We start from the raw sequence: 13,823 nt of genomic DNA, 5'->3' as shown, positions 1-13,823 counted from the left end.
TGGCGGAACAGAAGGCGTTGCAACGGGCGGCCAGCCACGGAGGCACGCCGCGACATGAGGCTGCGCAACTATCTCTCCTTCGTCACCCGCGCCAAATCGCTCGAAGAGCTTTGGGCCGCCCATACCAAGGAAATGGCGTGGTTCGGCTTCGACCGGCTTTTGTACGGCTACACCCGGTATCGGACTGAAACCTCTTTCGGCGATCCCGAGGACTTCGTCATCCTCAGCAATCACCCCAAGGAATACGTCGAGGGGTTCGTCTATAGCGGGCTGTATTTCCACGCCCCGATGCTGCGTTGGGCCCTGAACAACGAGGGCGCTGGAAGTTGGCGCCTGATCAACCAGATGGTCGCCAGCCGGACGCTGACCCCCGCTGAACAGAAGGTCTATGAATTCAACAGGGAGATGGGCGTCACCGTTGGCTATACGATCAGCTTCAACTCGGTGTCCGCCCGGTCCAAGGGGGCGATCTCGCTCTGTGCCCGGCCGGACCTCGGCCAGGATGAGGTCGACGCCATCTGGGAGGCACACGGCGAAGATATCCTGCTGATGAACAATATCGCCCACCTCAAGATCCTGACGCTGCCGCATGTGGCCCCGAACCGGGCCCTGACCCGGCGCCAGCGTGAGGCGTTGGAATGGGTCGGCGACGGCAAGACCACGCAGGACATCGCGATGTTGATGGGGTTGACCCCGGCCACGGTGGAAAAACACCTGCGTCTCGCGCGCGAGGCCCTGTCGGTGGAGACCACGGCGCAGGCGGTCATGAAAGCCGCGCTCCACAACCAGATGTTCGTGATCGAGGCCTGATCGACCGGGCGGGTATCCGTTCCCAACCCCCTGATCCAACGCGTCTTTTTTCAAGCTTACCTAGGGTAAGGAATACATGACTTTCCCAATGTCCGCGCCCCCTGCATACTGGGTGCGTTCCGTGAGAGGTGGCTTTGGCCCGGGAACATCGGGAAAGGATCCCCTGTCTATTTCAGGGTTCTCCTACCCGTCCGGTTCGGTTTCGTATTGATCCGTGGCTGAGCCGGAGTTTTTTGAACGATCCCGGCATCCCCATTGTAACGGGGTCGTCAAAACAAAACGGAGCCGCGCATTGCGCGGCTCCGCTTCTTTTGTCACACGCTGTCGCGGGGGCGATCAGCCTTGGGCAGCCTTGGCCACCTCGGCGGCGAAGTCTTCCTTCTCGACCTCGATGCCCTCGCCCACTTCCAGGCGGATGAACCCGGTGATCTCGGCGCCAGCCGCCTCGGCGGCGGCCCCGACGGTCAGGTCCGGGTTGACCACGAATTGCTGGTTCAGCAGGGTCGACTCGGCCACGAATTTCTTCATCCGGCCGATGATCATCTTTTCGATCACCTGCTCGGGCTTGCCGGATTCGCGGGCGATATCCATCTGGACCTGGCGTTCCTTCTCGACCACGGCAGCGTCCAGATCGGCCTCGGACAGGGCAGCGGGATTTACCGCGGCGATATGCATCGCGACCTGCTTGCCAAAGGCTGCGTCGCCGCCCTTGAGCGCGACCAGAACACCGATGTTGCCCATGCCGTCGGTCACTGCGTTATGGACATAGGCAACGATGGTTTCGCCTTCGATCTTGGCCATCCGGCGCAGCGACATGTTCTCGCCGATGGTGGCGATCTTGTCGGTCAGGGTGTCGGCCACGGTCTTGCCGCCCAGATCGGCAGCCGCCAGCGCGTCGACGTCGGCCACGGACAGCGCCGCCTTGGCGATGTCACCGACCATTGCCTGGAAATCGGCGTTCTTGGCGACGAAGTCGGTCTCGGAGTTCACCTCGACCGCGACGCCGGTGCCCCCATCGACGACGACGGCGATCAGGCCCTCGGCGGCGGTGCGCCCGGATTTCTTGGCGGCCTTGGCCAGACCCTTGGTGCGCAGCCAGTCGACCGCAGCCTCCATGTCTCCATCGGTTTCGGTCAGCGCTTTCTTGGCGTCCATCATGCCGGCGCCGGTGGAGTCGCGCAGTTCTTTCACCTGTGCTGCTGTGATTGCCATGTCTTGGCTCTCCTCAAATCAAATGTTGCTCGGGGCAGGTCATAACCTGCCCCGCATGTCGGATCCGTGACAGCCGATCAGGCCTCGGCTGCGGCGCCTTCGGCGGCGGGCGCGTCGGTCAGCGCCTCTTCCTCGAGGCCCTGCTCCAGTTCGCCCAGGTCGACGCCGGCGGCGCCCAGCTGTGCCGACATGCCGTCCAGCGCGGCGCGGCTGACCAGGTCGCAATAGAGCGCGATGGCGCGGGCGGCGTCATCGTTGCCCGGGATCACATAGTCCACCCCGTCGGGCGAGCAGTTGGTGTCGACCACGGCAACCACCGGGATGCCCAGCTTGTTGGCCTCGGAGACGGCCAGCGCCTCTTTCTTGACGTCGATGACGAACAGCAGGTCCGGGGTGCCGCCCATTTCGCGGATCCCGCCCAGCGAGGCTTCCAGCTTGGCCTGGTCGCGTTCCATGCCCAGACGCTCTTTCTTGGTCAGGCCCTCGGCGCCGGCTTCCATCGCCTCGTCGATCTGCTTGAGACGGTTGATCGACTGCGACACGGTTTTCCAGTTGGTCAGGGTGCCACCGAGCCAGCGGTGGTTCATGAAGTACTGGGCCGATTTCTCGGCGGCGTCCGCGACCGGCTGCTGTGCCTGGCGCTTGGTGCCGACGAAGAGAACGCGGCCACCCCGGGCGACGGTGTCGCGCACGGCGGTCAGGGCCTGGTCCAGCAACGGAACGGTCTGGGTCAGGTCCATGATGTGGATGCCGTTGCGCGCGCCATAGATATAGGGCGCCATGCGCGGGTTCCAGCGTTGGGTCTGGTGGCCAAAGTGAACGCCAGCTTCGAGCAGCTGACGCATGGTGAACTCGGGAAGAGCCATGCGTATTTTCCTTTCCGGTTTACGCCTCGGCGGGGGTCTCAGAGCGGATGCTCCAACCGGCGGACTGACAGGGATGTCTCCCCTGCCCGGCCCAAACCCCGCCTGCGGGTTTGAATGGCGCGCGTATAGGCGAGTTCCCCGCCGGGCGCAAGCCCGTTGTGGCCGGCGCCCGGCGGGTCGTCACACCGATGCGCCGCGCCGGTCCCTGTCCTCACCAGCCGCCAGCGCGGCCTCGGGCAGATAGGCCTCCAGCCCGGCGCGCACCAGCGCCTCGGCGTGGGCGGCGAGCGCCTTGCGGTTTTCGAAATCCGAGACCTTGAGCGGCTGGTGATAGACCAATTCGACCGCGCCGTGACGCGGGGCGGCCAGGGTCTTCAACAGGTGTTCGCCGAACTCCATGTCGCCCCACCAGCCATAGAACCGCGCAGGTTCCCCCGGCGGGGCGTGATAGATCACGCTGACCGGTTGAACGGTCAGCGTCTCGCGCAGGGGCGCGGCGAAAAACGCGCCGAACAACGTCGATTTGAACGGCAGCACGCGCAGCCCGTCGGTCGAGGTGCCCTCGGGGAAGAACAGCAGCTTGTGCCCGGCATGCAGCCGCTCGACAAAGGCCCGTGTCTGCGCCCGGGCCTGGCGGCGGTCGCGGTCGATGAACAGGGTTCCGGTGGCCCGGGCCAGGATCCCGATGCCCGGCCAGCCGGCGACCTCGCTTTTCGAGACGAAGTAGATCCGCTTGCGCGCGTTCAGCGTGAAGATGTCCAGCCAGGACGTGTGGTTCGCCACCACCGCGCCGGGACCGTGGATCGGGCGACCGTGGACGGTGTAGCCCATGCCGAGGATGCGAAAGGCATTTCGGCACACGAATTGTACGATATGGGGTGTGATCGGCCGGGCCATGCCGAAGACCGGGCGCTCGATCAGCCGGATCAGCAGCAGCACCAGCAGGCAGATCGCGATCAACAAGAGCAGCGCGCCACCGCGCAGGACAACCCGCAGCCAGCCCAGCGGCCCGATCACCACCGGATCGGGCGGCGTGGGGGCGGTCCAGGTCGGACTCATGCGCCGCGCTCGCCGCTGTAGAGGCGCCTTTGCCGCTCGTTCATGCGTGCGGTGTCGAGCACGAGACAGACATCGGTGGTGTTGAAGGCGCGATCGACAAAGGCCCCCTCGCCCACGAAGCCCCCCAGCCGCAGATAGGCCTTGATCAGCGCCGGAGTCTCGACCATGGCGCGACGCCGGTCCAGCGCCCCGGACGCGATGAGGTCCATCGGCTGAAAACTGTCGTCGCAGGCCCGCACGCGCAGATCGGGCGGCGCCAGATGGTTCTGATGCAGCATCGAGAGCGGCTGCGCCAAGGCCTCGACATCGGTGCCGTGGAAACTCGCGACGCCGAACAGGATCTCGATCCCATGGGTGGCGACGTAATCGGCCAGCGCCGACCACAGGTGAAACATCGCCATGCCGCCCCGGTAGTCGGGATGCAAACAGGACCGCCCCAGTTCAAGCAGCTTGCGCCCCGAGGATTTCAGAACGGTGAGATCGTATTCATCCTCGGAATAGAACTGTCCGGCGGCGCGCGCCTGGTCGTCGCGCAACAGCCGATAGACGCCCACGACCCGCCCGGAGCCGGCGTCACTCACGATCATGTGGTCGAAAAACGGGTCGAAACGGTCGCGCTCTAGCCCGGCGTCGTGATCGACCATCTCACCGCCGCCGCCCAGTTCCCGCACGAAGACATCATAGCGCAGGGCCTGGGCTGCGCGCAGCTCGTCCGCGGTCTCTGCGATCTTGACGGTAAAGGCGGGCCCGCTGTCAGGCATCTGCATCCTTGGCGATAGAATTGGCGCACGGTGTTGCGGGCTGATAGCGCATCCCCAGCCGGCAGTGCAACCGGCGGTGCCGGGGGGCCGCAGATGTTAAGAAATCGTCAACCTGTTTCACGCATCAAAGGCGAGAGCAAGCGTGACCCGGGCGCCGTCGATGACGACCTTGCCTTCTTCGCGAAAATTCACGGTGATCTTGCCACCGGCGTTGGATTGCACCTGTCCGATGCCCCATTCCGGGTGTTGGGGGTGGCGCACCAGCATTCCGGGTTCCAATATGGAGTTCAAATCAGTCATGGCAGAGTATTCCCTGATGCAGAAACCGACAAACGTCAACGCGCAGACCGCCGCGCCCGATCTGGTGGCGATGGTCGCCTCGCGCATCTGTCACGACCTGATCGGGCCGATCGGCGCGATCGTGAACGGGCTGGAACTGATGGACATGGCCGGCGGCAACTCGCCGGGGCCGGAGCGTGAGTTGATCGCGGACAGCGCCGACAGCGCCAGCGCGCGGCTGCGGTTCTTTCGCATCGCCTTCGGCGCGGCGGGCAGCCAGGTGATCGGGCGATCGGATATCGAAACCCTGCTGGGCCAGATCGGACGTGACAGCCGGATGCAGGTCGCGTGGAAACCGGCCGGTGATCAGCCGCGCAGCGCGGTCAAGCTGGCCTTTCTCGCGCTGCTGTGTTGCGAAGCGGCGCTTCCGCGCGGCGGCCAGGCCCATGTGATCGAGGCCGACGGGGCCTGGACGGTGGTGGCCAGCGGCGACAAGGTCAGCGTCGACCCGGCGCTCTGGGGCTGGCTCGACGGCGCCGGAGACGCCGCCGCGCTGATCCCGGCCAAGGTGCAATTCGCCCTGCTGCCGCTGGCGGTGGACGAGACCGGAGGCCAGTTGCGCGCCGAACGCGATGCGACCTCGCTCACCCTGCGGTTCTGATCGCCGCGCGCCACCGGTCACCCCCGTGTCGCGCCGTCGCCGGTGACCAGGTACTTGAAGCTGGTCAACTGCTCGGCCCCGACCGGTCCGCGCGCGTGCATCTTGCCGGTGGCGATGCCGATCTCAGCGCCCATGCCGAATTCGCCGCCGTCGGCGAACTGGGTCGAGGCGTTGTGCATCAGGATGGCGCTGTCGAGCCGTTCAAAGAACCGCGCCACCGCAGCCGGATCCTCGGCCAGGATGCAATCGGTGTGGTTCGAGCCATAGCGGCGGATATGGGCGATCGCGGCGTCGATGTCATCGACCGGCTTGGCGGCAATGATCATGTCGAGGAATTCACGCCCCCAATCCGCCTCACTGGCGGGCTGCGTGCCTGCGATCTCGCCCAGGGCCGGATCAGCGTGCACCTCGACCCCGGCCTCGACCAGCGCCGCGATCACCGGCTTGCCGATGGTCTCGACCACGTCGCGGTGGATCAGCAGGCACTCGGCGGCCCCGCAGATGCCCGGGCGCCGGGTCTTGGCGTTCAGCACCACCTTGAGCGTCTTGTCCAGGTCGGCGGACTTGTCGATATAGATGTGCACGATCCCCTCGAGATGGGCAAAGACCGGCACGCGCGCCTCGCGCTGGACAAGACCGACCAGGCCCTTGCCACCGCGCGGCACGATCACATCGACGTAATCGGTCATGGTCAGCAACTCGGTCACGGCGGCGCGGTCGCGGGTGGGCACCAGTTGAATCGCTTCCTCGGGCAGGCCCGCCGCCCGCAGCCCCTCGACCAGGCAGGCGTGGATGGCGGTGGAGGAATGGAAGCTTTCCGAACCGCCGCGCAGGATCACCGCGTTGCCCGATTTCAGGCACAGTGCGCCGGCGTCGGCGGTCACGTTGGGGCGGCTTTCATAGATCACGCCGATCACGCCCAGCGGCGTGCGTACGCGCTGGATGTGCAGCCCCGAGGGCATGTCCCATTCGGTGATCACCGCGCCGACCGGATCCTGTTGCGCCGCCACCGCGCGCAGCCCGTCGACGATGCCCTGAATGCGCGCCTCATCCAGCATCAGCCGGTCCATCATGGCCGCGCTCAGGCCCTTGTCCCGGCCATAGTCCAGGTCTTTGCCGTTGGCCACGACGATGTCGGCCCGGTTGGCCCAGACCGCGTCAGCGGCGGCCTCCAGCGCCTTGCGCTTGGCCTCCGGCGGGGCGAACGCCAGCTCTGCCGCGGCGGCCTTGGCCCGCGTGCCAAGTTCGGTCATCAGGGCGGGGATATTGTCCAGGTCTTTCATGTCTCGGCGCCTTTTCTCTTGGGCGCGCCGGGGGTTTTCACGCCTCCGGCGGGGTAGTCGCAGTGAAACGAAGGGCTAGAGTGCCATATCGTCGCGATGGATCAAAGCGGCCCGGCCCGGATAGCCCAGGACCTCCTCGATCTCGGTCGAGTGGTGGCCGCGGATCTTCTCGGCCTCGAGCGCGGTATAGCGGCTGAGCCCCTGGCCCAGCTTGTGGCCGCGTTCATCCAGGATCGACACCGGGTCGCCGCGCCCGAACTCGCCCTCGACCCGCGCCACGCCGGCGGGCAGCAGGCTTTTGCCGTTGTCGAGCGCGCGGGCGGCGCCGGCATCGACGGTGATCTGGCCGCGCGGCTTCATCGCCGCGATCCAGCGCTTGCGGGCCGCGTGCGGATCGAGTTGCGCGGTGAACCAGGTCGCCGGTGCGCCGTCTTCGAGGCCGCGCAGCGGGTTCCAGCGCGAGCCCTCGGTGATCGCCATGGCGCAGCCGGCGGCGGTGGCGGTCTGGGCCGCCATCAGCTTGGTCTTCATCCCACCCTTGGACAGGCCCGACCCGGCATCGCCGGCCATCGCCTCGATCTCGGCGGTGATCTCCTCGATCACGTCGTAGCGGCGCGCGGTAGGATCGTCATTGGGGTTGGCGGAATAGAACCCATCCACGTCCGAGAGCAGCACCAGCCGATCCGCGCCGACGGTGACGGCGACCTGGGCGGCCAGCCTGTCGTTGTCGCCATAGCGGATCTCGTCGGTCGCGATGGTGTCATTCTCGTTCACGATCGGCACCACGCCGAATCCCAGCAGCGTTTCCAGCGTCGCCCGGCTGTTGAGATAGCGGCGGCGGTTGGCGCTGTCCTCCAGCGTCACCAGGACCTGCGCGGTGGTGATGCCGTGCGGCGTCAGCGCCTCTTCATAGGCGCGGGCCAGACGGATCTGACCGACGGCGGCGGCGGCCTGGGATTGTTCCAGCGGCAGGTCGGTACCGTGCAGCGCCAGCACCCCGCGCCCCAGCGCGATCGAGCCGGAAGAGACCAGGATCACGTCGGTTCCCCTGCTCTTCAGCATCGCCACGTCGGCGGCCAGCGAATGCAGCCAGTCGCCGCGCAGATCACCGGTTTCACGGTCGACCAGCAGCGCCGAGCCGATCTTGACCACCACGCGCCGCGCGCTGCTCAGGGTTGCCAAGGCGCGTCCTCCTCGCCGGGCTTGTGGCGCAGGCGGTCCTCGTCGATCTCGGCCCGCAGCGCGCGCAGCACCTCTTTCAGCCCCTCGCCGCTGACGCCGGACATCGACAGCACCGGCCGGCCCACCTCGGCCTCCAATGCGGCCTTCGCCTCGGCGCGTTGGTCTTCATCCAGCGCATCGACCTTGTTCAGCGCGGTCACGCGCGGCTTGTCGGCCAGGTGGCCACCATAAGCCTCCAACTCGTGGATGATGGTGCGGTAATCCTCGACGATGGTCTCGGAGGTGGCATCGACCAGGTGCAACAGCACCGCACAACGCTCCACGTGGCCGAGGAAGCGATCCCCGATCCCCTTGCCCTCATGGGCGCCGGCGATCAGGCCGGGAATGTCGGCGATGACGAATTCGACATTGTCGATCCCCACCACCCCGAGGTTGGGATGCAGCGTGGTAAAGGGATAGTCGGCAATCTTGGGGCGCGCGTTCGATGTCGCGGCGAGAAATGTGGATTTGCCCGCATTGGGCAGGCCCAACAACCCGGCGTCGGCGATCAACTTGAGGCGCAGCCAGAGCGTGCGTTCGACCCCCTCCTGCCCCGGGTTGGCCCGGCGCGGCGCCTGGTTGGTCGAGCTCTTGAAATGCAGGTTACCCCAGCCGCCGTTGCCGCCCCGGGCCAGTTCGACCCGGTCGCCGACGTTAGAGAGGTCCGCGATCACGGTTTCCTCGTCCTCGTCGAGGATCTCGGTGCCCACCGGCACGCGCAGCAGGATATCCTCGCCATCCTTGCCGGTGCGCTGCTGGCCCATGCCGGGGCGACCGTTCTTGGCGAAGAAATGCTGCTGATAGCGAAAGTCGATGAGCGTGTTCAGCCCCTCGACCGCCTCGGCAATGACCGAGCCGCCATTGCCGCCGTCGCCGCCATCGGGCCCGCCGTATTCGATGTATTTTTCGCGGCGAAAGCTGATACAGCCGTTGCCGCCGGCGCCGGACCGGATATGGACCTTTGCGAGATCAAGAAATTTCATGGGCCTTGCCTATCGCAAAGAACCGTCCGGCCACAATCAGAGTTTTCGGCTGTAGGTCCAGGTGGGAACGGTGGCATCGCGCGCCACCGAATAAACTTCGGCATCGCCCAGATAGGCGAAACCGCAATGAGTCAGGACCCGCGCCGAGGCGAGGTTGTCCTGGAAAACGCTGGCGAACATGGTGGCGTTGCCCTGGGGGTTGGCCTCGACCAGCGCCTGCACCGCCTCGGAGGCCATGCCGGTGTTCCAGAACAGCGGCGCCACCCAGTAACCGACCTCGGACTGGTTGCGGTCCATCTTCTTGAGGCTGATCAGGCCCAGAACCTCGCTCTCGCCGGACTTGGTGCCGTCGATGGCCCAGACGTCCTCTTTGCGGTCGGGCGCCATCACGCGGGTGACAAAGGCTTCGGCGGCGCCGGGGGGATAGGGATGCGGGATCGAGGTGGTCATGCGCGCGACACGTTCATCACCGGCATAAAGCTCGATCAACCCCATGTCCGACCGCCGCAGCGGCCGCAGGTCGAAACGTTCGGCGTCGATGACCGTCTGCGTCGTGATCTGTTCCAGCATCATCTTCTTTTCCCCTCCAAAAAACCAACGTGTTGACCGTTGGGTCAACCGTTCCCCCTAACCGATATGTTGAGCCGCCCGTGTTTGCGCAAGACCTGTGGCGCGAGATGCGGCACAACGAGAAAGGGGACCGGCGGTTTCGCCGATCCCCCTCCAGTTGTCTGGAACCCTTCGGGTTTCGGCTTACTCGGCGGCCTCCGCTACCGGCAGGACCGAAATGAAGGTGCGCCCCTTGAGGCCCTTGTGAAACTTCACGGCGCCATCGGTGGTCGCAAAGATGGTGTGATCCTTGCCCATGCCAACGCCTTCGCCCGGCCAGAACTTGGTACCGCGCTGACGCACGATGATGTTGCCGGGAATGACGGCCTGACCGCCATAGAGCTTCACGCCAAGGCGGCGACCTGCGGAGTCGCGCCCGTTACGGGAGGAACCGCCAGCTTTCTTATGTGCCATTCGTCTGTCTCCTTAGCCCTTGGCCAGCTCTTTGGCCTGCTCAACCCATTCGGGCTTCACTTTGACCGCGTCGATACCAGCAATGTCGTCTTCGGACAAGGCTGCGATCTGGGCAAAGCTGGTCAGACCGGCCTCGGCCAGTTTCTTGGCGGCGGCGGGACCGACACCGGTGATCTTGGTCAGATCATCGTCGGATGCGGCAACAGCCAGAGCAGCGGCCTTCGCAGCCGGGGCGGCAGCCGCGGCGGGGGCGTCGCCCTTGCCGGTTGCAACCTTGATCCCGGTCTTGTCCGCGCCCGAGGTCAGGATCTCGGTGATCTTGACCAGGGTCAGCTTCTGACGATGGCCCTTGGTCCGCTTGCTGGAGTGCTTGCGGCGGCGCTTGACGAAGTGGATGACCTTGTCGCCCTTGACCTGGTCGATCACTTCGGCCTGGACGGCAGCCCCGTCGACGAGGGGCGCGCCCACGACCGGGGTGTCACCACCCAGCATCAGGACATCGTTGAATTGGATCTTTTCGCCGGCATCGGCAGCCAGTTTTTCAACGCGGAGGATATCGCCCGCTTGAACCTTGTACTGCTTGCCACCGGTCTTGAGGACCGCAAACATGCGTCTTTCCTTTTCCTTGCCGCGTCCTGTGGCCCCCCTTGGCGGGGTGTTGCGGGCCGGGCTCTCAACCGGCGCCACCGTCGGACAGCGCGCCCCTTCGGGCGACATGATAACAAAACCCGACACGCGCGAACGGGCCGGGATGCGTGCTTATGGCGTCCTCGCCCACGGCTGTCAACCGGTTTCCCCCGCTCAGATGTCGCTGGCCGTAAGGGCCCCGGCCAGGCTGAGGCCCAGCTCATAGGAAATCCCACGATAAAGCAGGTCGAACCCGTCGAACAGCGCCGCGTTCAATGCCTGTCCCGCCGGGCTTTCCGAAAACGTGATATAGGCCTGCAACTCGTCGTCGGTCAGCGGGCGGTAAGCCATCAGGAGATAGGCGAACAGCCAGCGTTCGGTCTCGTCCCGCGTGGCGGGTTCCTCGGCCCAGACCTCGGCCAGGATCGCCGCGTCGTCCAGCCCGGTTGCGCCCCCGTCCGAGAGGCCGCGCAGGAACTGGTAACTGGCACTCATGGCGCCGGCGACGTTGCGCTCGACCAGGTCGTTGACCGCGACGAAACGGGTCACCAGCGCCAGCCGGGGATCGCCAGTGCCCTTCAGACCATCATGGATGGCGCGCGCCGCCGCCTCTACATCCGGGTCGCGCATCGAGATTCGCGCGGCGATCTCCAGTGACAGGATCTCCTGCCCCAGCGGGCTGTCGAAGAACGCGATCGTTTGCGTGGCCTCGTCCTCCGCGAGACCGTCGGAGAGCACGCCCCGAATCGCCCCGGCGATCCGATCCACTTCATAGATCCGCGCGGCCTGCCGGGACCAATGGGCGCCACCGCGTCCGTCCAGCATCTCCACGTCGAGGTTTTGGGCGTGGTCGATCCCCTCGTGATGCAGCGCCTGCGCCAGGTCGTCGATCCGCAGGACGCGGGCCAGCGCCTCGCCGCTCGGCGTGGCGTTCAACGCGGCGACGGACACGCACAGGAACACCGCCAAGGAGACGCCAAACCGGCGCAGCGCCGTCATCGGGTCAGATATCCTGTCCGGGTTGCAGCCCGGCCATGCGGGCGGCCAGTGCCTCGAACCGGTTGGCCATGATCTCGTATTGCACGGCGTTCAGCAACTCATAGACCTCCTGCATCAGGCGGTCTTCCAGCGCCTCGGTATAGGCGGCAAGGTCGGCGTCGGAAAAATCGCGATAGGTATAGGCCGCCGAGGCCAGAGCCGAACTCCGGATGGCGGCGCGCAACTCGTCCTCGTTCTCCTTGAGCAGCGCCCGCAACTCGTCCGCGTCGGCGCGCAGATCGACCACCCCCGCGGCACTTGCCGCCATCAGGAACCGGAACTGGATCTCCTGCAGCGCGCGCAGGCTGGTTCCGGAGGCGTCGATGGCGCCGTTCATCCGCTCCAGCATCTCCAGCCGCCCCGGCGCCTTGTCGCGCATTTCGGTCAACAGGCGCATCCCCTCGGACTGTTTCACGCTGTCGTCCTCGATCATATGCGCGCGATTCTCGGCCGCGACCAGCCGCTGCCCCAGGTCGGTGGCATAGAACCCCGCCGCATGGGCCAGGGCGTCATCGCCAAGCGCGGGCACCAGGATGTCGAGCGCCATCTCGCGCATCTGCACGGTATCGAAGACCTGCTTGCTGAGCCGGGTCCATTCCGATCCGAACACCCCGGGGTCGATCCCGAGCATCTTCGGCGCCGCGCTGGCCGACAGCGCGATACTGTCGAGCGCCACGTCGAAACCGGTGACCTGGAGAAAGGCCTCGATCCTGTCACGCTCGGCGGCCCGCGCCGAGCCAGGCAACAAGACCAGCGAAAACAACAGGATGACCAGACCCGCCAAGGCGGGGGCAACAGCGATCCGGCGGTGAAACCGGGGGTTTTCAAGGTGTCTCATGGCACCGAACCTAAGGGTTTTGCCGGGCCGGGCAACGGAAAATCCGGGAAAACCCGGTTTGGGCCGGAATCGGCCCTTGCACCGCGTCGCATTCGCGATTAAACGCAGCCTCCAGACCCCCGCGGAGAGGTGCCGGAGTGGTCGAACGGGGCGGTCTCGAAAACCGTTGATCCTTCACGGGATCCCAGGGTTCGAATCCCTGTCTCTCCGCCACTAAGCCCCTGAATTAATGGGGCTTTTTAATGGCAGGCCTTGAGCGCCCCAATACCTGAAAATGCAGTAAGGTGTCATACTATGCCGGATTTCCGGCCGCTGAATGCACTTGGTATGCCATGGCCGAACGCCAACGGACGCCAGGCAGCCCCCCTTAATGCAAGAAGCCCCGCCATTTCTGGCGGGGCTTCTTTCCTACGCAACGAGATGTTCATAGACCGATGTTGCCATCGGCATTGGCAATCTCCTGCTGCTCCTGAGACAGGTAGCGGAAGTAGTAACGCTCGGTCGTCTTCACAGAACCATGTCCGATGTAGCGCTGCACGCGGTAGACCGACCAGCCTTCCATCAGCCGCTCGATGGCGAACTTGTGTCGGATGCCGTGGAGGCGAGCTCCAAATTCCGTCTCCTGCGCATAGTCCCAGAACAGATTGGCCGCGCTACGATAGTAGCCATCCTCGGTTTTGTTCCAGAAGACATATGGCGAGCAATTTGAGCGACGGATCTGCAACAGGATGTCGATCGCCTGCTGGCGCAGAGTGATCGTCCGAATCTTACGTCCCTTGGTGTGTAGCAAGGTCAGCGTTACATGGCCCTCAACTGGGCAGTCCATGCCTTTCACGTCAGCCCACTTGATCATCGACATCTCTGTAACTCGGCCCCCGGTTGCGTCGAGGAAGGCCGGGAAAAAGCATAGGGTGCCTGGTACGCGCCGACCCAGCTTTTGGATAGCCTCATCGGTGGGGAGCACAATGTCCGGCAGACTTTCCTTCATTCCGGTTTTCTCGAATTGCAGAACTGGATTCATTTCAATCCAGCCCAGATTTTTGATATGGCTCATGAGATGGTTGAAAGCGGTGAGGTCGCGATTGATCGTCGCGATTGAAGCACCCGCATCCCTGCGCATGGCAACGAATTCCGAGACCAACTTCACGTCGACTTCCCACGC

Annotated in this window: 16 protein-coding genes and 1 tRNA gene; 3 read left to right on the top strand and 14 right to left on the bottom strand. The window is 65.2% G+C overall.

Features of this window, described 5'->3' with window-relative positions; translation table 11 throughout:
• Positions 1-54: 54 nt before the first annotated feature.
• Complete coding sequence (locus ABWV23_RS00085; RefSeq protein WP_353343645.1) at positions 55-810, top strand: helix-turn-helix transcriptional regulator; 756 nt, start codon at positions 55-57, stop codon at positions 808-810.
• A 336-nt stretch (positions 811-1,146) separates the two neighbouring features.
• Here ABWV23_RS00085 and tsf read toward each other — a convergent pair whose 3' ends face one another.
• The 5 genes from tsf to ABWV23_RS00060 all read right to left on the bottom strand — a co-directional run bounded on the left by tsf (position 1,147) and on the right by ABWV23_RS00060 (position 5,008).
• Entirely contained in the window at positions 1,147-2,022 is an 876-nt protein-coding gene (gene tsf, locus ABWV23_RS00080) for a translation elongation factor Ts (RefSeq protein ID WP_353343643.1), read from the bottom strand.
• A gap of 77 nt (positions 2,023-2,099) precedes the next feature.
• The gene (rpsB, locus tag ABWV23_RS00075) at positions 2,100-2,888 is read right to left on the bottom strand and encodes a 30S ribosomal protein S2 (RefSeq protein WP_353343641.1); all 789 of its coding nucleotides are present in this window, start codon (positions 2,886-2,888) and stop codon (positions 2,100-2,102) included.
• Positions 2,889-3,068: 180 nt separating this feature from the next.
• Complete coding sequence (olsA, locus tag ABWV23_RS00070; protein ID WP_353343639.1) at positions 3,069-3,947, bottom strand: lyso-ornithine lipid O-acyltransferase; 879 nt, start codon at positions 3,945-3,947, stop codon at positions 3,069-3,071.
• Entirely contained in the window at positions 3,944-4,708 is a 765-nt protein-coding gene (gene olsB / locus ABWV23_RS00065) for an L-ornithine N(alpha)-acyltransferase (protein ID WP_353343637.1), read from the bottom strand. Before olsB ends, olsA begins: the two co-directional genes overlap by 4 nt.
• A gap of 117 nt (positions 4,709-4,825) precedes the next feature.
• Entirely contained in the window at positions 4,826-5,008 is a 183-nt protein-coding gene (locus tag ABWV23_RS00060) for a DUF3553 domain-containing protein (RefSeq protein ID WP_353343635.1), read from the bottom strand.
• Here ABWV23_RS00060 and ABWV23_RS00055 point away from each other — a divergent pair.
• On the top strand, positions 5,007-5,648 hold the full coding sequence (locus ABWV23_RS00055) for a histidine phosphotransferase family protein (protein ID WP_353343633.1): 642 nt from the start codon (positions 5,007-5,009) through the stop codon (positions 5,646-5,648). The two genes, ABWV23_RS00060 and ABWV23_RS00055, sit on opposite strands and share 2 nt — an antisense overlap.
• A gap of 17 nt (positions 5,649-5,665) precedes the next feature.
• Here ABWV23_RS00055 and ABWV23_RS00050 read toward each other — a convergent pair whose 3' ends face one another.
• The 8 genes from ABWV23_RS00050 to ABWV23_RS00015 form a co-directional block, all read right to left on the bottom strand.
• Positions 5,666-6,931 (bottom strand): glutamate-5-semialdehyde dehydrogenase, encoded by a 1,266-nt coding sequence (locus ABWV23_RS00050; RefSeq protein ID WP_353343631.1) that lies wholly within the window; start codon positions 6,929-6,931, stop codon positions 5,666-5,668.
• Positions 6,932-7,006: 75 nt separating this feature from the next.
• The gene (proB, locus tag ABWV23_RS00045; protein WP_353343629.1) at positions 7,007-8,113 is read right to left on the bottom strand and encodes a glutamate 5-kinase; all 1,107 of its coding nucleotides are present in this window, start codon (positions 8,111-8,113) and stop codon (positions 7,007-7,009) included.
• Entirely contained in the window at positions 8,101-9,135 is a 1,035-nt protein-coding gene (obgE, locus tag ABWV23_RS00040; RefSeq protein ID WP_353343627.1) for a GTPase ObgE, read from the bottom strand. The genes proB and obgE overlap by 13 nt, the downstream gene beginning before the upstream one ends.
• Positions 9,136-9,171: 36 nt before the next feature.
• Positions 9,172-9,708, bottom strand: coding sequence for a GNAT family N-acetyltransferase (locus ABWV23_RS00035; RefSeq protein ID WP_353343625.1), 537 nt, complete (start codon positions 9,706-9,708; stop codon positions 9,172-9,174).
• 180 nt (positions 9,709-9,888) lie between these two features.
• Complete coding sequence (gene rpmA / locus ABWV23_RS00030; RefSeq protein WP_353343623.1) at positions 9,889-10,158, bottom strand: 50S ribosomal protein L27; 270 nt, start codon at positions 10,156-10,158, stop codon at positions 9,889-9,891.
• Positions 10,159-10,170: 12 nt separating this feature from the next.
• Positions 10,171-10,767: a 50S ribosomal protein L21 gene (locus tag ABWV23_RS00025; protein ID WP_353343620.1), complete on the bottom strand. Its 597-nt coding sequence runs from the start codon at positions 10,765-10,767 to the stop codon at positions 10,171-10,173.
• A 192-nt stretch (positions 10,768-10,959) separates the two neighbouring features.
• Entirely contained in the window at positions 10,960-11,784 is an 825-nt protein-coding gene (locus tag ABWV23_RS00020; RefSeq protein WP_353343618.1) for a DUF2059 domain-containing protein, read from the bottom strand.
• Between the two features lie 4 nt (positions 11,785-11,788).
• Positions 11,789-12,661, bottom strand: coding sequence for a DUF2059 domain-containing protein (locus ABWV23_RS00015; protein ID WP_353343616.1), 873 nt, complete (start codon positions 12,659-12,661; stop codon positions 11,789-11,791).
• 123 nt (positions 12,662-12,784) lie between these two features.
• On the opposite strand from ABWV23_RS00015, the gene ABWV23_RS00010 reads away from it, so the two are divergent.
• Positions 12,785-12,874 (top strand) — tRNA-Ser (locus ABWV23_RS00010).
• A 211-nt stretch (positions 12,875-13,085) separates the two neighbouring features.
• Here the strand turns inward: ABWV23_RS00010 and ABWV23_RS00005 are convergent.
• Positions 13,086-13,823, bottom strand: a 738-nt coding sequence (locus ABWV23_RS00005) for a tyrosine-type recombinase/integrase (protein ID WP_353343614.1), incomplete at its 5' end; no start/stop codon positions are given.

It is taken from the genome of Aquicoccus sp. SU-CL01552, from assembly GCF_040365005.1.
GTDB lineage: Bacteria > Pseudomonadota > Alphaproteobacteria > Rhodobacterales > Rhodobacteraceae > Antarcticimicrobium.
The sequence above is the reverse complement of the archived record's forward strand: the minus strand, read 5'-3'. Positions and strand labels throughout refer to the sequence as shown.